Annotated in this window: 18 protein-coding genes and 1 tRNA gene; 6 read left to right on the top strand and 13 right to left on the bottom strand. The window is 41.6% G+C overall.

Translation table 11 applies throughout. From position 1 onward, the window contains the following. Positions 1-110: 110 nt before the first annotated feature. Positions 111-1,328: a pyridoxal phosphate-dependent aminotransferase gene (locus AN214_RS09100; RefSeq protein WP_054979443.1), complete on the top strand. Its 1,218-nt coding sequence runs from the start codon at positions 111-113 to the stop codon at positions 1,326-1,328. Here AN214_RS09100 and AN214_RS09095 read toward each other — a convergent pair. The 7 genes from AN214_RS09095 to AN214_RS09065 form a co-directional block, all read right to left on the bottom strand. Further along, positions 1,309-1,992, bottom strand: a complete 684-nt coding sequence (locus tag AN214_RS09095; protein ID WP_054979442.1) for a M15 family metallopeptidase — start codon at positions 1,990-1,992, stop codon at positions 1,309-1,311. The two genes, AN214_RS09100 and AN214_RS09095, sit on opposite strands and share 20 nt — an antisense overlap. Continuing rightward, the gene (gene dapE, locus AN214_RS09090) at positions 1,980-3,113 is read right to left on the bottom strand and encodes a succinyl-diaminopimelate desuccinylase (RefSeq protein WP_054979441.1); all 1,134 of its coding nucleotides are present in this window, start codon (positions 3,111-3,113) and stop codon (positions 1,980-1,982) included. The genes AN214_RS09095 and dapE overlap by 13 nt, the downstream gene beginning before the upstream one ends. Next, on the bottom strand, positions 3,110-3,454 hold the full coding sequence (locus AN214_RS09085) for an ArsC family reductase (protein ID WP_200911124.1): 345 nt from the start codon (positions 3,452-3,454) through the stop codon (positions 3,110-3,112). The genes dapE and AN214_RS09085 overlap by 4 nt, the downstream gene beginning before the upstream one ends. Continuing rightward, the gene (locus AN214_RS09080; RefSeq protein ID WP_054979439.1) at positions 3,447-3,959 is read right to left on the bottom strand and encodes a PTS glucose transporter subunit IIA; all 513 of its coding nucleotides are present in this window, start codon (positions 3,957-3,959) and stop codon (positions 3,447-3,449) included. The genes AN214_RS09085 and AN214_RS09080 overlap by 8 nt, the downstream gene beginning before the upstream one ends. Continuing rightward, positions 3,959-4,345, bottom strand: a complete 387-nt coding sequence (locus AN214_RS09075; RefSeq protein WP_010560292.1) for an ACT domain-containing protein — start codon at positions 4,343-4,345, stop codon at positions 3,959-3,961. The genes AN214_RS09080 and AN214_RS09075 overlap by 1 nt, the downstream gene beginning before the upstream one ends. A 79-nt stretch (positions 4,346-4,424) precedes the next feature. Beyond that, complete coding sequence (gene pta / locus AN214_RS09070; RefSeq protein WP_010560291.1) at positions 4,425-6,572, bottom strand: phosphate acetyltransferase; 2,148 nt, start codon at positions 6,570-6,572, stop codon at positions 4,425-4,427. Beyond that, positions 6,572-7,768: an acetate kinase gene (locus AN214_RS09065; RefSeq protein ID WP_054979438.1), complete on the bottom strand. Its 1,197-nt coding sequence runs from the start codon at positions 7,766-7,768 to the stop codon at positions 6,572-6,574. Before AN214_RS09065 ends, pta begins: the two co-directional genes overlap by 1 nt. A gap of 139 nt (positions 7,769-7,907) precedes the next feature. On the opposite strand from AN214_RS09065, the gene yfbV reads away from it, so the two are divergent. After that, positions 7,908-8,354 carry a terminus macrodomain insulation protein YfbV gene (yfbV, locus tag AN214_RS09060; RefSeq protein WP_054979437.1) on the top strand — a complete coding sequence of 149 codons (447 nt, stop codon included), beginning with the start codon at positions 7,908-7,910 and terminating at the stop codon, positions 8,352-8,354. 73 nt (positions 8,355-8,427) lie between these two features. On the opposite strand, the gene rlmA is transcribed toward yfbV, so the two are convergent. From rlmA to xthA, 3 genes are all read right to left on the bottom strand, one after another. After that, positions 8,428-9,237 carry a 23S rRNA (guanine(745)-N(1))-methyltransferase gene (gene rlmA / locus AN214_RS09055; RefSeq protein WP_054979436.1) on the bottom strand — a complete coding sequence of 270 codons (810 nt, stop codon included), beginning with the start codon at positions 9,235-9,237 and terminating at the stop codon, positions 8,428-8,430. A gap of 103 nt (positions 9,238-9,340) precedes the next feature. Further along, on the bottom strand, positions 9,341-9,988 hold the full coding sequence (locus AN214_RS09050) for a hypothetical protein (RefSeq protein WP_054979435.1): 648 nt from the start codon (positions 9,986-9,988) through the stop codon (positions 9,341-9,343). A 24-nt stretch (positions 9,989-10,012) separates the two neighbouring features. Continuing rightward, positions 10,013-10,819: an exodeoxyribonuclease III gene (xthA, locus tag AN214_RS09045; RefSeq protein WP_054979434.1), complete on the bottom strand. Its 807-nt coding sequence runs from the start codon at positions 10,817-10,819 to the stop codon at positions 10,013-10,015. 146 nt (positions 10,820-10,965) lie between these two features. Between xthA and recC the strand changes: the two genes are divergently transcribed. Genes recC through recD form a run of 3 tightly spaced genes read left to right on the top strand, consistent with a single transcriptional unit; the run spans position 10,966 to position 19,610 of the window. Next, on the top strand, positions 10,966-14,247 hold the full coding sequence (gene recC / locus AN214_RS09040; RefSeq protein ID WP_054979433.1) for an exodeoxyribonuclease V subunit gamma: 3,282 nt from the start codon (positions 10,966-10,968) through the stop codon (positions 14,245-14,247). Next, positions 14,234-17,803, top strand: coding sequence for an exodeoxyribonuclease V subunit beta (gene recB / locus AN214_RS09035; RefSeq protein WP_054979432.1), 3,570 nt, complete (start codon positions 14,234-14,236; stop codon positions 17,801-17,803). The genes recC and recB overlap by 14 nt, the downstream gene beginning before the upstream one ends. Beyond that, a complete protein-coding gene (gene recD, locus AN214_RS09030) occupies positions 17,796-19,610 on the top strand; it encodes an exodeoxyribonuclease V subunit alpha (RefSeq protein ID WP_054979431.1) in 1,815 nt (604 codons plus the stop codon). The genes recB and recD overlap by 8 nt, the downstream gene beginning before the upstream one ends. Positions 19,611-20,076: 466 nt before the next feature. On the opposite strand, the gene AN214_RS09025 is transcribed toward recD, so the two are convergent. Continuing rightward, the gene (locus AN214_RS09025; RefSeq protein ID WP_054979430.1) at positions 20,077-21,054 is read right to left on the bottom strand and encodes a pentapeptide repeat-containing protein; all 978 of its coding nucleotides are present in this window, start codon (positions 21,052-21,054) and stop codon (positions 20,077-20,079) included. 56 nt (positions 21,055-21,110) lie between these two features. Further along, a complete protein-coding gene (locus AN214_RS09020; RefSeq protein ID WP_054979429.1) occupies positions 21,111-22,757 on the bottom strand; it encodes a response regulator in 1,647 nt (548 codons plus the stop codon). 60 nt (positions 22,758-22,817) lie between these two features. Here AN214_RS09020 and AN214_RS09015 point away from each other — a divergent pair, with 60 nt between their 5' ends. Next, the gene (locus tag AN214_RS09015) at positions 22,818-23,510 is read left to right on the top strand and encodes a M48 family metallopeptidase (protein WP_054979428.1); all 693 of its coding nucleotides are present in this window, start codon (positions 22,818-22,820) and stop codon (positions 23,508-23,510) included. A 25-nt stretch (positions 23,511-23,535) separates the two neighbouring features. Here AN214_RS09015 and AN214_RS09010 read toward each other — a convergent pair. Next, positions 23,536-23,620 (bottom strand) — tRNA-Tyr (locus AN214_RS09010). Between the last annotated feature and the right edge of the window lies 1 nt (position 23,621).

Genomic DNA, 23,621 nt, shown 5'->3' with positions numbered 1-23,621 from the left:
ATAGATTTAAGCTATTTATCGGAATTATGTAACGACATAAGTCCGTTGCGCGTTTGGTTGTTATAAAATAGAGCGTTTAAGGTAAACGCAAAAATAGTATTTGGGGACGTTTGGCAGTGTTTAAGAAAAGCGATAAGTTACAAGGGGTTTGTTACGACATTCGTGGGCCAGTTTTAAAAATGGCACGTGAAATGGAAGATCAAGGGGAACAAGTATTAAAGTTAAATATTGGTAACCCTGCCGCCTTTGGCTTTGACATGCCAGAAGATATGTTAAAAGACATTATTCGAAATATGAGTGCCGCACAGGGTTATTGTGATTCAAAAGGTTTATACTCGGCCCGCGTTTCTATTTATCAATACTACCAAAATAAACAGTTTTCAAATTTATCAATCGATAATATTTTCATTGGTAATGGCGTTAGTGAGCTTATTCAAATGGCGACTCAAGCTTTGCTTAATAGCCAAGATGAAGTACTGATCCCAGCGCCTGATTATCCACTTTGGACGGCATCGGTTAAGCTGGCTGGTGGTAACCCAGTGCACTATTTGTGTGATGAAGAGCAAGACTGGTTTCCAGATATCAATGATATTAAAAGTAAAATTACATCGAATACCAAAGCAATTGTGCTGATTAACCCAAATAACCCAACGGGCGCTGTTTACGACAAAGCATTGCTTAATGATCTGTTAGGTTTAGCAAGAGAGCACAATTTACTGGTATTTAGTGACGAGATTTACGAAAAAATCATCTACGACAATACGCCATACACGTCGATTGCGAGCCTATGTGACGATGTACCAATTATTACCTTTAATGGGTTAGCAAAAACCTATCGCGCTGCGGGCCTTCGCATGGGCTGGATGGTATTGAGCGGCAAAGTGTCATTGTTAGATGAGTATATGCAAGGGCTTGAAATGCTTGCATCAATGCGTTTGTGTGCAAACGTACCTGCACAATATGCCATTCAACAAGCATTAGGTGGGGTGCAATCAATCGACGATTTGATTTTGCCAGGCGGCAGATTGTATCAGCAGCGTAATATGACATATGAAGGCTTAAACGCCATTGATGGTGTTTCGTGTGTAAAACCAAAGGGCGCACTTTATGCGTTTGCTAAGTTTGATCTTAAGCGCTTTAATGTCGATGATGACGAAAAGCTGATTTTAGATTTACTTAAGCAAGAGCGTACATTATTAGTGCATGGGCGTGCGTTTAATTGGCCTGATCCAGACCACTTTAGGCTTGTGTTTTTACCACATCCAGACCAATTAACCCCGGCGATAGAGGGAATACAGCGCTTCTTTGCTAATTACCAGCAGCGCTAATATTGCTGACGTACTGAGGATAAATTGTATCGAGTTGGTCAACTAAGCTTGGCCAACCTGCCACATTTGAGTTTATCAGTAGCTTTTCAAGCAATTCTTTAGAGTGGATATTGCTGTAATATTGCGCTCGGCTGATATGACTAATATGCCACGGCTCCTTTGCAACGCCCCCATTAAACTGCTTATAGGGCAAGAAAAATCCATACGTTTCAGCGTGTTGTTCAAGCCATTGCGCAAGTTCTAAAAACGGTCCACCCGATGCATACTCTTGTTGGCTAAGCGCCAATTGATAGTTATCATCTACCTTATTTGCGTCAAATACGTCCAGATCGGTGCCAAAGTGGTGTCGGCTCGCCCCAGGAATCGCGCTAAACAACATGATTGCTTGGCATTTGTCTTGTTCATTTAAGTGAGTTAAATCGACTGGCTGGTCGTTGATATCGAACACGGGTCTGATTTGATTAAACTTATTGTTCCAAATAAGGCTTTGCCTTTCAAAATCGCGAAAGCTAGAGGCAAGAGAAAGAGTAATATTGCATTTGCTTGCGGCAACTTGCATTTGCTTGAGGTTGCGTACAATCGATTGCTCAACTAAGCGACCGTGATAATCGCATAAATGCGCTTGCGTAAGACCAAGCGCTGCCTGCTCATCTAGGTTAAACATTTAACTAAAATGGCCTCATAAACATCAGCAAGGATCTCAAGATCGCGTGCGTTTACACACTCGTTAACTTTATGAATGGTTGCATTGATAGGGCCCAGTTCGACTACTTGTGCGCCTGTTTGTGCAATAAAACGCCCGTCAGATGTACCACCTGTGGTTTCAACCGATGTATCAATATGCTGTACATCTTTAATGGCCGCTACGGTAGCTTCAAGTAGCGGGCCTTCATCGGTTAAAAAAGGTAATCCGTTGTAAACCCAGCGAATATCATATTCAAGTCCGTGATGGTCTAAAATAGCAACAGTACGCGCAGTGAGCTCATCAGCGGTTACTTCAGTGCTGTAGCGAAAGTTAAACTGCACTTCAACGCTGCCAGGGATCACATTACCAGCACCAGTACCACCATTGATATTTGAGATTTGGAAACTGGTGGCTGGGAAGTATTCGTTGCCGGTATCCCATTGCGTATTTGCCAGTTCATCCAATGCGGGGGCAGCTAAATGAATTGGGTTTTTTGCAAGATGCGGGTAGGCGACATGGCCTTGCACACCTTTCACAGTAACAAACCCGGTTAATGAACCACGGCGACCATTTTTAACTACATCCCCTAAGGTATGGCTAGATGACGGTTCGCCCACTAAGCACATATCAATTTTCTCATTACGCGCTTCTAATACATCAATCACCTTAGTTGTGCCGTTAATAAACGGGCCTTCTTCATCTGAGGTGATTAAAAAGGCGATACTTCCTTTATGATTTGGGTGTTTTTCAATAAAACGCTTTGTGGCAATCAGCATAGCGGCAAGCGAGCCTTTCATATCAGCGGCGCCGCGACCGTGAATATAACCGTCGAGTAAATTACCCGAAAACGGTGGTTGATGCCATGCATCTGTTGGACCAGTTGGTACCACGTCGGTGTGACCCGCAAAACAGAATAGTGGTGCTTCAGTGCCTTTACGCGCCCACATGTTTAATGTGTCGGTAAAAAATAAAGACTCAATATTAAACCCGAGCGGCGTTAGCAGCTCGGCCATTAAATCTTGGCAGCCAGCATCATCGGGTGTAACTGAGGGCTTTTGAATAAGCGCTTGCGTAAGGCTTACTACATTGTAATCACTCATGAAAAAATACTTTGGTATTGGTCTGCTTTAAAGCCTAAATGTAATTCGCCATCTTTTTCTAAAATAGGGCGCTTAATCATGGCTGGTTGCTCTACTAATAGTGCCACAGCAGATTCGGCGTTTAGGCTCTCTTTAGTTGCATCATCGAGTTGGCGATAGGTCGTGCCGCGCTTATTCAATACTTGTTGCCAATCTAGCTGTTGGCAAAAGGTATTTACCATCTCTGAGTCTACACCGTCTTTGCGGTAGTCGTGAAAAGTGTATTCAATGTTGTTTTGTTCAAGCCACTTTTTTGCTTTTTTAATTGTGTCGCAGTTTGGAATGCCAAAAAGTTTAATCATGATTAATTCGTTTTGTTAATTTAAATAAAATATCGTTTGCAGCGGTTACGCGGCTCGCTTGATAGTAACATTTATCAAGCACCTTGTTTAAGCGCTCAGGCTCAAGCAGTAAAATGCTCGCGAAAACACTGTGATGTTGTTTACGAAAATCAAAGCTCGCGACAAGTTGCCCAGCGGAAACCAAATCGCCAACCTTTAGGTGTTGTTTGAAGCCTGTCATTGGTAGAGATTGTTCATCTAGATTGACGAGAACCAGCAATTTAAGGCCTTGCTTTGATTTAAAGGCAAACTCTAAACCACCTTGGTTGACTGAGAGCAGAGTGCCTGAGAAAGGGGCAAAAAGCTGATAATTGCTGATTTCTAATTCAACTCCTAACCCCAACAATCGATTGCGTACTAATGGATTCATGGCGTCACCTTGGCTTATCACCCGACCGGAAAATGGCGCGTGAATAGCAAGAGCTGCATGTTTAACGCTGTAAAAATCTTGTTTTAACACGCGCATTAACTATCAACCACTTTATAGCCTGCTTTTGACAAGTGAGTTGCGGCGTCATTAATTAATGATTTTTTCACCAAGATATAATCGGTGTCAAATGTTGAGATTGCGAAAATGGAGATCTTTGCACTTGCCAGAACGCCCGAAATATTAGAAAGAATACCGGTCATAGAAAACCCAAGAGGGCCTAAAACCTCAAGCGCTGCCCAATCTTCTTCTTGCTCGTTTGAATCAAGTTTTACATGGGATGGGCATACAACCGAGAGCTCATCATAGGTGCGCGCAATAAAAAACACCTTGCTTTGATAAACGGCAGGTGGAATAGGTGTGTCTACGTCAAAACTGTGAATCGTAAAGGTTTCTTGCATTACGGCTAACGTTTGTTGAGACATATTACTCCCAAAAATCCTTGTGGTTTATAGCCTTACAATATCAAAAAAAATATCATCTGTAAGGCTATTTTCAACCTGATCAGCGGCTTTCTTGCGTTGCCTGTATCGCAGTTAATGCAATGGTGTAAACAATGTCGTCTACCAAGGCACCACGCGATAGATCGTTTACCGGCTTGCGCATACCTTGCAGCATTGGACCGATAGAAATCAGATCAGCGCTTCGTTGTACTGCTTTGTATGTTGTATTACCTGTGTTGAGGTCTGGGAATACAAACACCGTTGCTTTACCGGCAACTTTACTGTCTGGTGCTTTTTTCTTCGCTACGCTTTCCATAATTGCAGCGTCGTATTGCAGTGGACCATCAATTAATAGGTCAGGGCGCTTTGCCTGAGCAAGTTCGGTTGCTAAACGTACTTTTTCAACGTCATCACCGGTACCTGATGTACCTGTACTGTAGCTGATCATCGCAACGCGTGGTTCAATGCCAAATGCGGCTGCGCTATCAGCCGATTGAATGGCGATATCGGCTAATTGTTCTGCTGTTGGATCAGGGTTTATTGCACAGTCGCCGTAAACCAATACTTGATCTGGTAAAAGCATAAAGAACACGGATGATACCAGTGAGCTATTTGGCGCTGTTTTAATCAACTGTAGCGGCGGACGAATTGTATTGGCTGTGGTGTGTACCGCGCCTGAAACAAGGCCATCCACTTTATTCTCTGCGAGCATCATGGTGCCTAACACGACGTTATCTTGCAGTTGCTCTTCGGCAATAACTTCCGTTAAGCCTTTGTGTTTACGTAGCTCAACCATAGGCGCAATGTAGTTTTGTCGTACAATGCTTGGATCTTGAATTTCAACGTTATCGTTTAGCTGCACACCTTGTTGCTCAGCAATACGTTCAATTTCTTCACGGTCACCAAGTAAAACGGTACGGGCAATGTTACGCTCGCCGCAAATAGCCGCAGCTTTAATTGTGCGCGGCTCGTTGCCTTCAGGTAAGACAATGGTTTTTTGCGCTGAGCGTGCAGTAGATGACAGCAAATGACGAAACGCTGGTGGAGACATTTTACGATTTAGCGCAACGCCCTGCGTCAGTGATTCTAACCAGTCTTTATCGATATGGCGGGCATTATGGTCTTTTACTTTTTCGATACGTTGTTCATCGTCTACCGGTACTTCAAGGTTAAAGCTTTGTAGTAGAATCGAGGTGCGCCAAGTGTCATTTTCTGTACAAATAATTGGCAGGCCAGTATCAAACGCTTGTTCGCACAATTTTAAAATGCGTTCTTCAGGTTTAAAGCCACCGGTTAACAGTACCGCACCAATTTTTGTACCATTCATTGCTGACAAACAGGCTGCAACTAACACATCCGAGCGATCACCCGGGGTTACTAATAATGCACCCGGTGAAAAGTGGTTAAGAATATTTGATACGGTACGTGCACAGAATGTAACGCTTCTTAAACGACGATGCTCGATATCACCGTAATTTAAAATTTCGGCATTGAGGTGCTTGGCTAAGTCCATTACGCGCGGCGCAACTAAATCTTGGTACCAAGGTACCGAACCCAATAACTTAAACGGTTTTTTACGAAATAGTGGCAGCGATGCAATGCGATTAAGCTCAATTTGCAAGCTTTCATCATTACTTGGCTCGATAAAGTCAGTGCGAATATTACCTTCTTCATCGAGTGGTGCATTTACTTTATTGAAAATACAGCCGAGTACGCGAGGGTGTTCAACACCACCGTATAAACTTGCTGCTAGCTCAATACGGTCTTCAATTTCATCTACGTCATCATTGCTTGGCGTTAAAACAAATACAATGTGCGCACCAAGGGTTTGTGCAATTTCACGGTTTACGCGGCCAACATAAGGTTGCTTACGTGTCGGTACCATACCTTCAATAATCGCAACATCATCTTTGCCAACATGTTTTTCAAAACGACCGACAATTTCTTCAAGTAAAACTTCAGTTTTACCGTCGCCAATCATTTGCTCCGCGGTATGTAAATCGATTGATTTCGCGGGGTTAATGGTTGAGCCAATTTTAACGATTTCGGTAGATAACTCAGGCCCTGTTTTTTTACCGCGAGGCTGAGAAATAGGTTTAAAAAAGTTAACTTTAACCGATTTTTTTTCAAGGGCACGCACCAAGCCCACAGAAACCGAGGTAAGGCCAACGCCCGTTGATACGGGAATAAGCATAATACGATGTGACATTAGCGTGCCTCCACAAGCTTATGTGCATCCATCGCGATAACCCACTCTTCGTTGGTTGGCACAACAAGTACTTTTGCACCTAATGGGTTAGACGCGATTATGCCGCTGTTACCAAAGCGTGCTGCGAGGTTGGCATCGTTATCAAGTTCAAAGGCAAAATAAGCCAGTAATTGAATGACTTTTTCACGAATAAGTGATGAGTTTTCGCCAATGCCACCGGTAAAGGCAATGGCATCAAGCTGACCTAATGGTACAACGTATGACGCGATGTACTTAGCAAGGCGGTAACAAAACACATCAAGAGCAAGCTTAGCTTGTACATGATTTTGCTCGGCTGCTTCTTCAATTTCTCGACAATCGCTCGAAAGTTCGCTTAAGCCAAGTAAGCCACTTTGTTTATTTAGTAATGCGTCGATTTGGCTGTTTGAATAGTCAAGTGTGGTTGATAAATAGTTGTAAAGACCTGCGTCTAAATCGCCTGAACGCGTGCCCATTACAAGGCCTTCAAGCGGTGTTAAGCCCATACTGGTATCAACGCATTTACCATTTTTAACCGCTGTAACAGAGCAACCATTGCCTAAATGGGCAGTGATAATCGCGCTTTGTTCTATTGGCTTATTAATTAATTTAGCGGCTTCATTAGCAACAAAAAAGTGGCTAGTGCCGTGGAAACCGTAACGGCGCACACCGTGCTCTTTGTATAGCGAAAGTGGTAGCGCATACAAGTACGCTTGTTTTTCCATTGTTTGGTGGAATGCCGTATCAAACACGGCAACTTGTGGTAAGTTTGCAAATGCCGCTTGTGCCGCACGAATACCCATTAAATTAGCTGGGTTGTGAAGTGGTGCAAGGGCAACATTACTTTCGATGCTATTTAATACAGCGTTATCAATGATAACTGAGCCAGTGAATGCTTCGCCGCCATGAACGACGCGATGGCCTACCGCAATTAAGCTGTTACTTAAGTTTTGCTTTTTAATTAGATTAACGATTTCTGCAATGGCAGTGTCGTGCTGTGCCCCTTTTGGTAATTCGATTTTATGCTTTTCACCGTTAAGTTTGTAACTTAGCGATGCATTATCGAGTGATAAACACTCGGCTAAGCCGGTTAGGCTTGCTGCGCCAGTTGTGGCATCGATAATGGCAAACTTTAAACTTGAACTTCCACAATTTAATACGAGCACATTGTGCGACATAGTTAATGGTTTCCTTAAATAGATTTTTCGGCAGTCATTTCAGACTATGGTATACTTGACTTTATTAGTTGCAATTTTACCCTAAAATTTACTTTTTCGTTAGGTAATTCTAGAAACTCAATGCAATTTCGAGGTGGTAATGCAAAAATCGATGTTAGCGCAAATTTCTGATGGGCATCACTACAGCAAAACATGGCCGTTGGAGCCTAAATTAGGCGCTGTATTTTTGGAGTTTCGTGTCATAAAGGCAACTAAGCTTGCCATTAAAGTTGTGCCTTTGCTTGCGGTGTTAAGCGTGTTTGTGCAGGTAAACTTTTTAAGTCTTGAATATTTACCGCAAGCGTTAACCTTTTCTTTATTTTTGTTGTCAATGCCAGTGCAAGGTTTGTATTGGTTAGGCAAGCGTGCCAATACGTTGCTACCGCCTCAAGAAGCGGTGTGGTTTCGCGAGGTTTACGGCAAAATGACTGAGCACGGGGTCGAGCCGCCAGTATCAATTACCAAACCGCGTTACGGCGATTTGGCATATCTGCTTAAAGAGGTGTACGACAAAATGGATAATGCGTTTAAACGCGATCTTTTTTAAATACCCTGTGATAACCAAAAAGTGTCAGGGCTTTAGCTGACACTTTTTTGTATTCACGTAATGCCTTGTAAGATTAAGCAATGCCTTTGTTAAACACACTTACATAAAACGACAGGGTTACTGTAAAAGGTGTTTTCTCGCTGAGAGATTGCCAATGCTCCGGGCGGAATTTCCACGCAAATGGCGTCATTTTAATTAATTCAGTTAACGCATCGAGTTCTAAACTAACTACTTCGGTATGTAACGTATGGCTTTGAAGGCTAAAGCCTGTTGGCGCTTCAACTGCTTGATGTGGTCTTACTTCGTTATAAATAATCGATTTTAATTCAGTTAAGTGGTTATCACCTGGGCTTGCAACAATTAGTGTGCCGTTGTCGTTTACAAGGCGATTTAATTCATCGCTAAATAGTGGTGAAAATACACTGGTTACAATATCAAACACCGCGTCGTTAAATGGTGCACTCGACGATGAAGCAACACTAAAATGGCAGTTTTTAAAGCGCTTAGCAGCATATTTAACCGCAGGTTTTGAAATGTCGAGCCCGTAAGTCGTTGCTACGTTCTCACATTCATCAAATTTGTGGGTATAAAAACCTTCGCCACAACCAACATCTAGTAATGTGCTGTCACTCGCCAGTGTTTCAATCTGTTGGCAAATTGCATCGCGTAAAAAATTATAGTGACCACGAGCTAAAAACGCGCGTCGTGCTATAACCATTTCTTTGTTATCACCCGGATCCTTACTTTTTTTGTTTTGCACGGGCAGCAGGTTGATATAACCTTCTTTGGCTTTATCAAAACTGTGGTTATTGGCGCAAATTAAACGATGTGTGTCATCGGCAAGTGGCGTCTGGCACATAGGGCAAAAATAAAGTTGAGACATTTAGATCTGGTTACACGATAAATAATCGCATGATTATAACCTTAAACCACCAGCAGATACGAGATTAGTGCACCATAAACTCGGCTCTTTCAAAATATATGGTTTAGCGCGCTAAATACTCGTTGTCGTAAAAGGTTCTTACCCAATGAGGGTGATAAATAATTAACACCGTCATTGCCATGCCGTTGATGGTGGCTTCTGGAAACCAGATGAGGCTTGCTAAAAAAGTGTAATTATCAAGCAATATTTGCCAGTCATAGTGGCCAGAAAAATAATGATAGCCTGTCATTAAGCCAATATGAAATACGGCGGTAAGGCCGGCGCCTAAAAAGCTATTAACAAAGATATAAACAAATAAATGGCGAGTAATGTACTGGTAGCACATTAAAAACAGTGCATAGCTAAACAAAATAGGCAACAGCGAGGTAAATAGGGCATAGCTGCCAATTTGTTCAAACGGCACTAAACCAAGGCCTAACTGTAAACTATGGCTAAGCGCTGCAGTGAGAATTGAAAGGCGAGGACCAAGCGTTAACGTTACACCAGTCAGCGCTAAAACGTGAATATCAAGACCGGGATAAAGCCCAGCCTTGAGTGACCAAAAGCCAACTAACATTAGGCTGATGGCGAGCACGCTTCGCTGCACAACTTGATTTGATAAAAGAACATGACGCGTGGTCGCATTCAGTGATTTAATCACTGCAATTGCAAATAACAACAAACAGGTTAATTCAGCTAAGTCAAATTGCACAGGGTTACCTATCAATTGATCCGGTTAAATATCAAATGTTGCCCAAATTGGCGCGTGATCTGATGGCTTTTCAATGCCGCGCAGCTCGTAATCAATGTCTGACTCGATGCATTTTGCTCCAAGCGCTTTCGTTGCTAGCACAACATCAATACGCAGACCGCGGTTATCATCAAAGCCTTTAGAACGGTAGTCAAACCACGAGTACTTTTCAGTAGCATCTGGTGTTAATGCTCTGAAGGTATCAACAAATCCCCAATCGAGTAGGCGAGCAAGCCATTCACGTTCTTCTGGTTGGAATGAACATTTACCGGTTTTTAGCCAGCGTTTACGATTAGGCTCACCAATACCGATATCTAAATCGAGCGGTGAAATATTAATATCACCCATTACGATAATTTGCTCTTCAGGATCATGACTTGCTAAATAAGTCATTAAATCGAGATAGAACTGACGTTTGTATGGAAATTTTGTTTCGTGGGCAATGTTGTCACCCTGCGGGAAGTAGCCGTTTAAAATTTTAACCGGATTACCGTTTTTATCTGCTACTGTCGCAATAATCATGCGTTTTTGCGACTCTTCAGTATCGGTCGGAAAGCCTTTTTCAATTGCGATTGGCGCTTGTTTAGTAAGAACCGCCACGCCGTAATGGGCTTTTTGACCATGAAATGCAACGTGATATCCCATCGCTTCAACATCTTCGATAGGGAAAGCTTCATCATGTACTTTAATTTCTTGAAGGCCAATTACGTCAGGCTGATGCTTGTCGATAACCGCTTGTAGTTGATGCAAACGAGCACGTAAGCCGTTTATATTAAAACTGATAACTTTCATTGTTCACCTTGTTATCCACATCTGAGATTAGTGCGCACTAGTCTAACAAAAAACAAGCGTGTCACGTTAGCTTTTTACTCTTTCATAGTCAGCCGCTTTTATTTAAATTAATATAAGGTAAACCAATTAGTTAGTTTGTTCTTAAAATGCTGCATATTATTCAATCAAACCGTATGGAAGCGCTTCAGCTTCACTTATCTCAGTCGCTGATGCACAGCCCCAATCCGAGCATTTTTGATAAAGAGCAAGTATTGGTGCAATCACCCGGTATGGCGCAGTGGCTAAAGGTGTTGATTGCCGAGCAGCATGGTGTCACAGGGCAAATCGATTATGTGTTGCCTTCAAGTTATATTTGGCGTTTATACCAAAACTTATTGTCAGATGTGCCACAAGAATCGTCATTTAACAAAAATAATATGGCGTGGAAGCTATTTAATATTTTGCCTAATTGTTTAGAACAAGCGGAATTTGCACTATTAAAACAGTACTTGGTAGATACGCAAACTGCGCTCGATAACGATACGCGATTATTTAGTTTGTGCGAAAAAATTGCCGATGCCTTTGACCAATATTTAATGTACCGACCAGCTTGGCTGGAGAGTTGGCAGCAGGGCGACGACGAACTTGCCGATGTCGATATATCAATTGCACCGTGGCAGCCCATATTATGGCGAAAACTTGTTGAACATACGCAAACACTTGGGCAAAACCCATATCACCGTGCGAATCTGCATCAAGATTTAATTGCATGCCTAAGCAAAAATGCAATTAATTTATCTCATCAAAACTTATACATATTTGGCCTGTCAGCTATTCCTAGTCAGCAACTTGAAGTGTTTCAGGCATTAGCCGAGCACATTGATGTGTACATTTATTTGTGCAACCCAAGTAAACACTACTGGGGTGACGTGGTTGATGAAAAAACCAAAGCGAAAATTATTGCCAATTATGACGTAAAACCAAATATTGATGCCGAAGGCGAAGATTATTACATTGTAGGTAATCCACTTTTGGCATCATGGGGTAAGTTAGGGCGTGAATATTTAGAGCAGCTGGTGGAATTAGACGCGCAGTGGACGGATATATTTATTGAAGCGTTCGATGAAAATTTACTGGGTCAATTACAACAGGAAATTTTTGAGTTAGCGTTTAAAGGTGTGCCGCTTGCTAGTGATTCAACTTGGTTTGTATCAGATGAAGGCAAGTTAACTTATAGTGAAAACAAGGGCTATTCGTCATTTCAGTTTGCGCGCTGCCATAATGCACTTAGAGAAGTAGAAGCGCTGCACGATCATTTGTTGAACCTATTTAGTGCTGACGAAAGCTTATCGCCGCGCGATATTATTGTGATGATGCCTGATTCGGGCCAGTATAGCCCATATATTGAAGCGGTATTCGGCAGTGCAAAAAACAATCGTTATATTCCATTTGCGATTTCTGACTTAGGTGTTGAGCAAGAAAAACCAATCGTAAATAGCTTTCTCAAACTCGCCGATTTAGGCGCTTGTCGTTTTTACGTATCTGATATTCTGGACTTATTACAAGTTGACGAAATCTCAGCAAAGTTTGAAATTTCGAGCGAAGAACTCAATCAAATTGGCTATTGGTTAGAGCAGGTTAATATTCGCTGGGGCATTGATGGCGAACATAAAGGCGAATTTAACCAACCGAAAATTGCTATTAATAGTTGGCGACAGGGATTATCGCGCTTAATACTGGGGTTTGCCAGCAAAGACGAAAACACCGAATTTAATCAGTTATTTGCCGCCGATCAGGTTGAAGGCATGGCGGTTGAAACGCTAGCTAAATTAATTCGTTTTTTTGATGCACTTGAACAAACGCAAAAAGAGTTAAAAACCAGTGGCAACTTAGCTGATAAAGTAAAGCAATTGCAACAACTTACAATGCGCTTTTACGCAAGTGATGTAAGCCAAAATAACGACTTAGGCTATGTGCAAAAAGCGCTCGAACACGTTTTACAGCACTTTGAAAACAATGACCATACTGGCACGGTATCGCAAGTGCTCATGGTGCATATTCTCAAGCAGCAACTGATGCAAAAAGGGGTTGGCCAGCGCTTTTTTATGGGCCAAGTAAACTTTTGTACTCTAATGCCAATGCGTGCAGTGCCCTTTAAAGTGGTGTGTATTTTAGGCTTAAATGATGGCGATTATCCGCGCAGTGTGCAGCCTCTGGGTTTTGATTTACTTCAGCACAGCAAACCACAAAAAGGTGACCGTTCACGTAAAATGGACGACCGTTACTTGTTTTTGGAAGCAATTTTAAGTGCCCGTGAACATGTGTATTTAAGCTATATCGGTAATTCGTGTGTGGATAATTCGGAGCGTTTACCTAGTGTGTTAGTCAGTGAACTAACAGACTATTTATCCCGTGTGTTTGAGCACGATAAGGGTAAACTTATTGAATCATTAACGGTTAGCCACTACTTGCAGCCGTTTAATCCTGCGTATTATCAACAATCGCACCTGCAAAGCTATAACCCGATTTGGTTACCAAAACCAACGCCAGTAACGGGTCAAAACGAGCCGTTAGGTGCCGATATCGACACACAGGTTGATTTAGCGTTGTTTATTCAGCAATTACTTGCACCACAGCAATCGTTTTATCGCTCCACCATTGGTGCACGATTAGGTGACTATCAATTTAATAATCAAGATGACGAAACTTTTGCCTTAGACGGTTTAACGCGTTACCGCTATTTGCAAGAAATTATCGAGCGCGATTATCTCAGTAATGCCCCTAATTTGGCGGCAATTATAGCAAGGGGCGATTTACCGCAAGGTGCGGGTGCTGAGTTGGCGTTTGATAACATGGTGAATACTGCAGAGCCTTTGTTGATGGAGTTAAAACGCCATCAAATTATTATAGGTGATGAAACACCAATTGAGCCAAAACGTGTAGATTTGTCACTATCAATGCTGAAAATAAGTGGTGCATTAAAACCTGTATCGTTGGCGACTCAATATTTGTATCGTCCCACAGCAAAATTAAAAGCAAAAGATAAGATTGCCGGGTATTTGTATCACCTAGCGGGCTCAGCCAGTGGTGATGTAAACAGCACCGTATTTTTATCTCTTGATGGCTATATTGAATACCAGCAACTGAACCAAGACGAGGCATTAGCTCAGCTTGAAAAATGGGGCGAGCTTTACCTCAGTATGTTTACGCGGCCACTGCCACTGTTTGCGACGACTGGATTTAGCTATTTACAAAAACGTGATTTTGCCACGGCAGAAAACACCTTTTCAGGTGCCTCGTTTGTTGGTCAAAACGAATTAAGCGATCCGTATATTGCGCTCGATTTTACTTCCCTAGAAAGTGTCGCTGCAGAGTTTATTGAATTAACCGAAACCTATCTTGCACCGATAGACGCCATTATTACGGAGCATAAATATGCAAAATCTTAAACCTATGGCGATGCCGCTGTGCGGCGCAAACTTAATTGAGGCAAGCGCGGGTACCGGTAAAACGTATACCATCACGGCGCTATATTTACGGTTACTACTTGGCTTTACTCAAGAAGGTAAACGTTCAACGCCGCTCAGTATTGAACAGATTTTAGTAGTAACGTTTACCGAAGCGGCCACCGCGGAAATTAAAGACAGGGTAAGGCAGCGTTTAATTACCTTGCGTGACGCTCTACTGGGTAAAGAAACAAAAGATCAGGTAGTTAACGAGTTAGTAAGTCAAATAGATGATAGCCACAGCGCGTTTTATCAAATCGACAGTGCAGTTAAATCGCTCGATGACGCCGCCATTTTTACGATTCATGGTTTTTGTCAACGTATGCTTAAACAACATGCGTTTGAATCAGGAATGGCGTTTAATTTGCAATTTATTATGGATCAGAGTGAATTGCTTGAGACCGCGATTAAAGATTTTTGGCGTCAGTTTGTTTTTCCACTTGAAAAGCAAGAGTACGCGGCGGTAACCAGCTGTTTTTCATCACCGGATGTATTGCTTAAAAATTTATTTGGATTATTGAGCCGCACAGGCATTGAAATTACGCCGCATTATACCTTTGAGCAGGCGCTTTCGTTACAGAATGCTCTTTATGAGACCACAAGTACGCTAAAACAGCAGATCTTAGCGCAAGAGTTTATCGGCTTTATTGAAAACTCACCGTTTAAAAAATCAAAACCAATTGCGAGCAGCAAAAACTTAGGATTATTAAACGCCTATTGCCAAAGTGATGAGGTGATCTTTGAAGGCGCGTCAAAACGCTCGTTTGAAATATGGGGTGAGCAAGCATTTGCAGATAAAGGCAATTATTTAAAAGATAAAACACCGGTTAGTCATCAACTTTCGACCTTATTTGATGAAGCGGCAACGCTAAAAGCGCAGGCCGAAGCAGCATTGCCGGTGTCGATTTTAATTAGTGCGTATCACTACCTTGTTGATTGGTTACTCAGTGAAAAACAAAAGCATCAGCTGATTAATCCTGATGACTTATTACAAAATTTAAGTTTGGCGCTTGAAACTAACACAAGTGGTGAGCTGGCGAATGCAATTTTAAGCAAGTACCCAGTGGCACTAATTGATGAATTCCAAGATACCGACCCTATTCAATACGGTATATTTGCCAATATTTATTTAACCAATAACAGCGTATCGAATAACGACAACGCATTGATTATGATTGGTGATCCTAAGCAGGCTATTTATGGATTTCGTGGCGCTGATATTTTTACCTACATTGACGCCAAGCGCCAAGTACCGCTAGAAAGCCATTACACACTGGATACTAACTATCGTTCATCGCAACAAATTGTCGATGGTGTAAACAGTATTTTCGCTAACAAAGACGATAGTTTTATTTTTAATAAAGATATTCCATTTAGCAAAGTAAACGCGTTTGGTAAAAGCAGCGAGTCGGGATTATTTGTTAACGAAAAAAGTAAGTCGGGTATCCATTTTTGTGTCTTAGATGAACTTGATGACACCGTAGCAAAAGGGCAAGGAGATAATCACCTTGCCAATATTTGCGCCTCGCAAATTGCCGAACTATTAATTGATGCGGCAGCGGGGCGTGCCAAATTGGAAGGTGAAGCGTTAAAGGCAAGCGATATCGCGGTACTCGTCAGGGATCGCAACCAAGCAAATTCAATTAAAAGTGCTCTTTATAAATGTGGTGTTGCCAGTGTATTTTTATCACGCGATAGTGTGTTTGAAACGCCACTAGCCAGTCATTTATTAACCTTTCTTTCTGCGCTTATTAACCCCTACAATGAAGCGATTTTTCGCGGCGTTTTAGTGGGACCGCTGTTTGCGCTAAATTATTCACAAGTGCATGCATTAACGCAAAATACCAATGCATGGGAAGAAACCTTAGAACACTTTGCCGAGCTAAAATTGTTGTTACAACAAAAAGGTGTAATGGCGGTGATTGAATCACTGGTCGAATTAAATGCACTTCCGAGTCGTTGGCAGCAAAAAGGCTGGGATGTACCACGCTTGCTAACGGATATTCGTCATTTAGGTGAATTATTACAGCAAAAACAACTGGCGCTGAATAGTTATCATCGTTTGCTGCATTGGCTCTATGACCAAATTACTAAATTCGCGGCGGAAGGCTCGCAACTGCGCCTAGAAACCGATCAACAACTGGTGAACATTGTAACCATGCATGGCTCAAAAGGGCTGGAATATCCGGTTGTGTATATGCCGTTTGTGGCAAGCTTTAGAGAAAATAACGATGCGGTTTATCATAAAGACGATGGCACACTTATTTATGATTTAGCGCCAGACGATGAGGCGAAAACGCTAGCAAGTAAAGAAAGCCTTGCTGAGGACTTGCGCCTTTTATATGTTGCGCTAACGCGTGCAGTACATTACTTAGTGGTGGGTTTATACAACTGTAAAGATGGCCGCAGCAAAACCCCTGGTATTGCAAAAACGCCATTAGGACATCTGCTACTTAATAAAGACGATATTGATACCGGACATGACTGGTATAACCAACTGCGCGGATTTTGCGATAGCCATCATGGTTTAAGCGCGTCACTTTATAGTGCGCCCGAATCGCCCGTAGTGTTGCCTCAGGCAGAAACCACGTTTGATCAGTTAATGGTTAAGCAAAAAACACAAAGCGTACCAAATAAATGGCGACTTTCGAGTTTTTCATCATTAACTAAGTCATCTCATGGCGATAGCAGCTCATTCGATTATAAGCAAGGTGCCAATGATGAAATGCATTTACTCGATTGGCAGGAAAGCACAACTGCAATTTTACAAAATGAGTTTAGTTTTCCAAAAGGCGCCAATGCGGGTAGTTGTTTACACGCTATTATGGAAGAAATCGATTTTAACTCGCCGGAACAGCCAATTTTTGAGCAAAAAGAACCACTTGCAGATGTTGTGGAAAAGCAGTTACTCGCATATCAAATTGATGATGGTTGGCAGGAGGTTGTTGAAAACTGGATTAAACAGTTGTTGGCTAAACCATTGGCGCCACTAGCCATAGCGATGGAACAATTAGATATGACGCAGTGCCTAATCGAAATGGAGTTTATGCTGCCAGTAAACGAATTAGTAACCCGCAAACTTAACGATATTCTGTTAACGCAAAGTCGTGACCATTTTACACCGCTTACAAGCGCTACCATAAGCGGCATGCTGAAAGGCTTTATCGATTTAATCTTTTGTTTTGATGGCCGTTACTTTGTGCTCGATTATAAGTCGAACTATTTAGGCGATAGTGGCGAGGATTATAATCAAGATAATATGGAAACTGTGATGAGTTCACATCATTACCATTTGCAATATTTACTCTACACAGTGGCGTTACACCGTTTGTTAAAACAACGCATTGCTAATTACGACATTCACACCCATTTGGGGGGCAGCCTTTACTTATTTATGCGCGGTATGCCAACGGGTAATGGCGTGTATTACAAAGCACCGGATGTTGAGCAAGTGCTTGCATTAGACAGCTTATTTGATAAGGGGACATTCAATGCGTGAACTACTTATTGAATATGACAAAATTGACCAGTTTGACCTTAATCTGGCGAGCGTTTTAGTGCCAGATAGCGATTCTAAAGTATTTTACCTAGTACTGTTATTAAGCCGTGCGGTGCGCTCTCAGCATTCATGTTTACCGCTTGAAAGCATTGATAAAGACGACCCGTTTAATCTTGCTCTCACTGAATATGGTAAAAAGCAGTCGCCATTTACAAGTGATGATGACTTCAGTGCACTTTTGCAGGCACACCACAGTGTAGGGGAGCAACAGCCATTACGTTTGTTTGCAAAACACCTGTATTTTGCTCGCTATGATGATTATGAGCGTGAATTTGTAGAGGCGGTAAAGGCGAGAAATGCACTTTCTACTGACCTCGATTTAACTGAGTTGGGTAATTTACTGTCTCATTATTTTAATGACACAGGGGCCCTTGATTGGCAAAAAGTGGCCTGCGCCGTAGCCTGCTTAAAACGTTTTTGCATTATTTCTGGTGGACCGGGTACAGGTAAAACCACCACAGTGACTAAATTGTTGGCAATTTTACAATCGCTCTACAGCAAGGTGCCACTAAAAGTGCAACTCGTTGCGCCAACGGGCAAAGCAGCGGCGAGATTGAGCGAATCGATTGCCGGTGCAAAGCAACACTTGAATATTGATTCGCAAATTGCAAAGCATATTCCAGACACAGCGCAAACCTTGCACCGTCTGTTGGGGGTGCTCCATTTATCAAACAAGTTTCGCCACAATCGACAAAACCCGCTCGATGTGGATTTGGTGGTCTTAGATGAAGCTTCAATGGTCGACTTAGCTATGTTAGCTAAACTATTTGATGCATTACCAAGTCATGCGCGGGTTATTTTATTAGGTGATAAAGACCAATTATCGTCGGTTGATACGGGTAATGTACTGTCAGATTTATGTCGCCCGTTAACGTTAGGTAACGATCATAATTACACACCAGAGACAGCGAAAACTCTCGCGCAGCTACTTAATATGCCAATGAATGCGGCAAAACCAACCTCTTATGAGCTCAATGATAACCTTGCATATTTGCAAGTTAGTCACCGTTTTAAAACCGACAGCGGCATAGGGCGATTGGCAAAAGCGGTTAATAGCAATGATTTGAATGCTCTGAATGAGGTATATCACTCAAACAGCGCAGATTTGATGTTCAGTTCGCTTGAAACTGATTTTAAGGGATTTATTGACCGCGCAGCCGGCCACTACAGTGTTTACCTTAAAGCAATACGCAATGGCGATAGCATTCGCGATATTCATTTAGCGTTTGCAAACTACCAAGTCTTGTGTGCAACGCGTGTTGGGCCGTATGGTACCAACGAGCTTAATATGAAAATCGAAAAACAGCTTGGCCAGCAGCAGTTAATTAAACGCACTGGTAATTTTTATATTGGTATGCCAATTATGATCAGCGAAAACAATTACCAGCTTAATTTATTTAACGGTGATATTGGCATTATCATCGAGGATGAAAACGGTCGATTAATGGCGAGTTTTATTGATGATCAAGGCGCTGAACGCGTTATTTCAACCACCCGTTTACCGCAATTTGATACTGTCTATGCGATGACAATTCATAAATCGCAAGGCTCTGAATTTAAACATGTTGCTATGCTACTACCGGTTAATTCACCGGTACTTAATCGACAATTGGTATACACGGGTATTACGCGTGCGAAAGAATCGTTTGAATTGGTATCGTTAGCGGGAGGCTTAGAACGCGCTATGGCACGCACGGTATCGAGATACTCTGGTCTTTATGCGCGTTTTCAACGTAGTGAACTTTAGCTAACCAAAAGCGTGTAAAGTAAAACAAGGTTATAACTCAACTGGTGGTTTATCTTGTATGGCAGAAAATAGCTGAAAGCAAGGTAAACTTTAAATATCATTTAAAGTTTTATCTGATAGGTCGATAGCAAGTTAGGAGCGAGGGTAAAAAGGAACACGAAGGCATATTAAAACTTGGTAACGATTATGCATAATCTAACTAAGTGTGCCAAACAGGTATGTTGGTATAACACCGATACTACTATGAGGGTTCTATTATGATTAGTCGTGAATATTGTAAAGCATTAGAGTTAAAAGTTTTTAAAACGTCTAAACAGGTACGCAGTTTAAAAGGGCAGTTGTTCTTTTTTCGATTACTTTCAATGGTATTCATGATGTTGTTTATTATTGGCAACATTAATTAGCAAAACGAATATGACGTTAATACTCGGGTTAATGGTTTGAGTTTTCGTTAAGGGTGTTCACGCTAACGCGTCATTTTCTTAACGAAAACTACCACAAACAGGGCTAGAGAGAAGCTACCGCAAAAAGCTTCGACGGCGGCGATAAATCGGGAATAGCCAAGGGGCGTTATGTCACCGTATCCTAAGGTTGTAAAGGTCACTACGCTAAAGTAGAGGCTGTTGACCAGCGCCATTAAATTTTCTTGCGTGTTTTGTGCTGAACTAAATTGAATTGTGTCGCCGTTAAAGTTTACGCCAAATGTGAAGTAACCTAGTGCACACAGCAGAATCAGCATCATCGAAAAGAAAATAACGTTCACAGGGCGTTCGCCATAGCCGCAAAGCATATCGAAAAACTTTGACGCAATGCGATGCTTTGAAAATTTCGGGTATTGATGCCTGCGCATTATCAGTACTTTGTGATTAAACTTGCCTGATAGCTCTAACAGTCCTTGATTCTCTGCGGCATTTCGAAGATCGCGATAGATTTCTTCAGATTGTTCAAAATAATCCAGTGCTTTGTCACTATCGTTTTCTTTTTCAGCTTTTCGCGCGAGATTTTCTTGTAATAAGGTGTGGCCTAATTTCATATTATCGATACGTGCGCCGACTAGTTTAATGCCCAGCAGGTTTGTTCCCTCTAATTTGGCGCAATGCAAATTAGCGTCACGTAAATCGGCTTTCATCAGTGAGGCATCTCGAATACAGGTGTTGTAAAGATGCGCGTTTTGCATATTTGCGCGATAAAAGTTGCTGTACGATAGGTCGAAATCTTCACCGTGGTGATTGACTAGGTTAAGCCCGGTAAGGTCGGCTCGTTTTAGCTGTAAGCCTTTTAACAAACCGCCGCGCTTGGCGTAGCGCTCTAATTTTTCAGTTAATGCTAAGCCACTTTTATCGTATTTTTGATCGTGCCAAAAACAATAGCCGCCACCCATATCAAGCTCACGACATTGCTCGTTTTCGGGCGATACATATTTACATTTTGGTGCATTGCTCATAGATCAAAAATATCAGATATTGAATCCTTTAAGCCTAGCACTTAGCTAAGGTTTTGCTAATTTGATTGTGAATAAAGTTTAGCTAACTTATTGTATTCAAACTTAAGATCTTCAAGTCGTTTGGCGTGTTGACGAGGCAGTGCCATACCTTCAACCAAGCGAAAATTACTGCGACATTTTTCCAAAATAACATCGGCTGCTTGATTTGCTCGAGGCAAAAGCTGTAATAAGGCTTGCAGTAAGTTAAGTGCGCTACCGGTATTCATTGGTGCGTATTTAAGTGCCATTTCAAATTGCTCAATAGCGTTTTGAAAATCGCCTTTTTTATACAACTCGATGCCACGTACATTATGCTGTTCAAACTCGGTCTGATGATTTGCAAGTGACTCGTTACGTTCTTGTAGTTGTTTAAGGGTTTGCCCATCGCACTCATTCAGCTCTTTGTATTTTTCAAGCTGCGCGTTGGCATCGTCAAATTCACCTAAATCAAACAGCGCCATAACAGAATCAGGCAATACCGAGCTACTTAATGATTGTTCAGCAATATAAGGCGCTATCATTTTCTTTGCATCTAAAAAATCGCCTTCACTGACACTTAATCGCGCTTCGCAAAAAGTATTAAACTCTTTAAACAATGCATGTTGCTCCGTAACGGTAGGGTCGTTTTGTGCTTGACGTAAGCTCCCTTTAATTTGATTACTTAGGTCAGCTTTTTCTTCTTTTGAGTTAGCCAAATGGAGTTGGCTGAACATGGCACGAATGTAGTTAAACTGATAATCAATATGGGAAAATGCGGTGCCTTTAGACATGGCAAGCAGGGTGCCGTGTGCTTTAATAAGCGCCTCAAGATCGTTGTTTGCTTGTGCGATTTCAGCAAAGGTTTTTTGCCTTGCAAATGAATGCGGTGAAATATTGCAACTTTGCTCGATAAGAAAAATCGATTCTTTACCTTGGTCAAGATGGTTTAAACACAACGCTTTAATATCTAATGCGTCGATATTAAAGCGGTTTTGACCGAGTAGTTCGTCACAAATACGGATTGCTTTGTCGTATTGTGCCAAAAACATGCAAGTTTGTGCCATATAAGTTAATGCCCAAGTGGGCCGTGCAGTGGCTAAAATATTACCAAGTAATTCAAAGGCGTTTTGGTATTGCCCTAAGTCAAAGTAGATCTGACAGACACGTTTATAACAAAACTGAGCATTACGCGGTCTCTCTTTGGCGATTTTTAAGTAAATTTTTACTGCGGCTTCTAGTTGGCCGTCTTCGATTGCCTGATTCGCGTCAAAAAAGAGCTTCTTTTTATTGGAGAGCTTACTTAAGCGTGTTTTTAACATGCCACTTGAAAACGGCTTAATTAAATAATCGTCAGGCTCAATTTCAAGTACCGACAAAACAACTGAGCGAGTACTTTCTCCTGTAACTAAAATGGAAATACTGTGGCGAGATAATTTGTTTAAATACTTAAGCTCTTCTAAAAACTGTTTACCATTTCGGCCTTGTCCAAGGTTATAATCGATAAACACAATATCAACAGAATCTTTGTCAATTTTATTAAGGGCGGCTTCGCCGGAATCGTAAAATGAGACGTTATTGGCACCCAGTTGTACCAACATGCCTTTTAGCAGTTGTTGGAATGATTTCTGGTCATCAATAATTAAAATGGACTTATCTTTGAGTGGATTTTCGCTGTTTTGACTCATTTATATACAGATTAGCGCTAGATTCTTATAACTATAGCAAGTTAGCCACAATAGAAAATAATGTCGATCAAATATCAGCTAAAACGCAGTAAAAATCGTAAAACACTCGCCATAAAAATTAAAGCAAAAGAAGTATTTGTTTATGCCCCTATGCATTTAAAACAAGACTTTATTGAACAATGGTTAATGCAAAAACAAAATTGGATAAATAAACACTTAGAAAAGCAGATTAAACGTATTGATGCAGCTTCGGTATTAACGCAAAAAACACTCTCTATTTTAGGTGAAGACGTTAATCTAGCATTTGTTGAAGGGCAGCTTAAAAGTAACGCTGAATTAGTTGATGAGGTACTGTCGATTAATACATCGCGACGGGTAATAAATGTAAGAGATAAGCAGCTTTCATTAATCGCTGATTTTGTAAAAGATAAACTTACTGATTATTGCAGCGTCAAGGTGCAGCTATTGGCAAAACAAATTAACGAATCATTTCATAGTGTGAGTGTTAAGCATGTGCGTAGTCGTTGGGGCGCATGTGATTCGAAACGCCGATTACAATTTAATTTACAGTTAGTAACTGCGCCATTGTGGGTAATTGAATATGTTGTTGCACACGAGGTAGCGCATTTAAAAGTGATGGATCATAGCCGTAGGTTTTGGCAGACGGTTGAGAGCATCTATCCAGATTATCGAAAAGCAGAAACCTGGCTTAAAGAAAATGGATATAAATTGGATATATTTAAACTTGATTAGGTTTAGAAGAACTTCAGAAAGAAAGTGGTGGAGGGGGACGGATTCGAACCATCGAAGGCAATGCCGTCAGATTTACAGTCTGATCCCTTTGGCCGCTCGGGAACCCCTCCA

This window comes from Pseudoalteromonas sp. P1-9, from assembly GCF_001399975.1.
Classification (GTDB): Bacteria; Pseudomonadota; Gammaproteobacteria; order Enterobacterales; family Alteromonadaceae; genus Pseudoalteromonas.
Note: the sequence above shows the minus strand (reverse complement) of the source record. Positions and strands in the feature narration are given on the sequence as shown.

Bases quoted from the DNA above. Each gene is read 5' to 3' on its own strand.
- AN214_RS09095 (WP_054979442.1), bottom strand. From the start codon at position 1,992: ATGTTTAACCTAGATGAGCAGGCAGCGCTTGGTCTTACGCAAGCGCAT.
- dapE (WP_054979441.1), bottom strand. From the start codon at position 3,113: ATGAGTGATTACAATGTAGTAAGCCTTACGCAAGCGCTTATTCAAAAG.
- AN214_RS09085 (WP_200911124.1), bottom strand. From the start codon at position 3,454: ATGATTAAACTTTTTGGCATTCCAAACTGCGACACAATTAAAAAAGCA.
- AN214_RS09080 (WP_054979439.1), bottom strand. From the start codon at position 3,959: ATGCGCGTGTTAAAACAAGATTTTTACAGCGTTAAACATGCAGCTCTT.
- AN214_RS09075 (WP_010560292.1), bottom strand. From the start codon at position 4,345: ATGTCTCAACAAACGTTAGCCGTAATGCAAGAAACCTTTACGATTCAC.
- pta (WP_010560291.1), bottom strand. From the start codon at position 6,572: ATGTCACATCGTATTATGCTTATTCCCGTATCAACGGGCGTTGGCCTT.
- AN214_RS09065 (WP_054979438.1), bottom strand. From the start codon at position 7,768: ATGTCGCACAATGTGCTCGTATTAAATTGTGGAAGTTCAAGTTTAAAG.
- yfbV (WP_054979437.1), top strand. From the start codon at position 7,908: ATGCAAAAATCGATGTTAGCGCAAATTTCTGATGGGCATCACTACAGC.
- rlmA (WP_054979436.1), bottom strand. From the start codon at position 9,237: ATGTCTCAACTTTATTTTTGCCCTATGTGCCAGACGCCACTTGCCGAT.
- xthA (WP_054979434.1), bottom strand. From the start codon at position 10,819: ATGAAAGTTATCAGTTTTAATATAAACGGCTTACGTGCTCGTTTGCAT.
- recC (WP_054979433.1), top strand. From the start codon at position 10,966: ATGCTGCATATTATTCAATCAAACCGTATGGAAGCGCTTCAGCTTCAC.
- recB (WP_054979432.1), top strand. From the start codon at position 14,234: ATGCAAAATCTTAAACCTATGGCGATGCCGCTGTGCGGCGCAAACTTA.
- recD (WP_054979431.1), top strand. From the start codon at position 17,796: ATGCGTGAACTACTTATTGAATATGACAAAATTGACCAGTTTGACCTT.
- AN214_RS09025 (WP_054979430.1), bottom strand. From the start codon at position 21,054: ATGAGCAATGCACCAAAATGTAAATATGTATCGCCCGAAAACGAGCAA.
- AN214_RS09020 (WP_054979429.1), bottom strand. From the start codon at position 22,757: ATGAGTCAAAACAGCGAAAATCCACTCAAAGATAAGTCCATTTTAATT.
- AN214_RS09015 (WP_054979428.1), top strand. From the start codon at position 22,818: ATGTCGATCAAATATCAGCTAAAACGCAGTAAAAATCGTAAAACACTC.